Raw genomic sequence first — 972 nt, 5'->3', positions numbered from 1 at the left:
TCAGCTTGTAGACAAAGTCTTTATTTAGACAAATCTACAAGCTTTTTTTGTATAATAAGTATGTAATAAATATCTTGTGAGGGGAGAAACATGTTAACAAAACGTAAGGAAGATGTAAGAACTCAAGTTGAATTAGTATCAATAGAAGATTTAGTACCAGAGGATCATCTAGTGAGGAAAATAGATCAAGCAATTGACTTTAGCTTTATATACGATTTGGTTAAAGATACCTATTCTTTAGATAACGGCAGACCAAGCATAGATCCTGTTGTTTTAATAAAAATGGTATTCATCCAATACATATTTGGCATTCGATCAATGCGTCAAACAATAAAGGAGATTGAAACTAACGTCGCATATCGTTGGTTTTTAGGATACAACTTTCAAGATAAGATACCACATTTCACCACCTTCGGAAAGAATTACGTAAGGCGTTTTAAAGATACGGATATTTTTGAACAAATCTTTTATCGAATACTAAAAGAAGCTATGAAAAAAGGATTTGTAGATCCATCAGTTGCATTTATAGATTCAACACACGTTAAAGCAAATGCTAACAAAAAGAAGTATATAAAGAAAACGGCTCGTGTAGAAACAAGAAGTTACCAAGAACAATTAGAGAAAGAAATAAATGTTGACCGAGAAGCACATGGAAAAAAGCAACTTCCCCCACAAGATAAAGAAGAAGAGAAAGAAATAAAGGAAAGTAAGACAGACCCAGAGTGAACTGACCCCTGTCAAGTAGACAGGAATAAAAAAGCACATTTATGCAGCCTGAGTCCTATATTCATAAGGACTCAGGTTATTTAATTTCTCTTGGAATCGGTGATGATTATAAAAACGTATGTACCTTTTAACGGCATTTTTTACTTCTTCAGTTGTGCGAAAAGAGTATAGATGAAAACACTCTGCCTTAAAGTGGCTGAAGAAATTCTCCATGCTGGCATTATCTAAACAATTTCCTTTTCTGGA

The 972-nt window shown here is 33.4% G+C and carries 1 protein-coding gene and 1 pseudogene; one reads left to right on the top strand and one right to left on the bottom strand.

What is annotated here, in order from left to right; genetic code table 11:
• Window positions 1–90: 90 nt before the first annotated feature.
• Window positions 91–723, top strand: a pseudogene (locus BHF71_RS10585) (transposase); the annotation flags it as partial.
• A 42-nt stretch (window positions 724–765) separates the two neighbouring features.
• On the opposite strand, the gene BHF71_RS11700 reads toward BHF71_RS10585, so the two are convergent.
• A partial coding sequence (locus tag BHF71_RS11700) for an IS3 family transposase (protein ID WP_141705391.1) occupies window positions 766–972 on the bottom strand: 207 nt, incomplete at its 5' end.

It is taken from the genome of Vulcanibacillus modesticaldus (genome assembly GCF_001730235.1).
In the GTDB taxonomy this organism is placed as follows: domain Bacteria; phylum Bacillota; class Bacilli; order Tepidibacillales; family Tepidibacillaceae; genus Vulcanibacillus; species Vulcanibacillus modesticaldus.
Note: the sequence above shows the minus strand (reverse complement) of the source record. Positions and strands in the feature narration are given on the sequence as shown.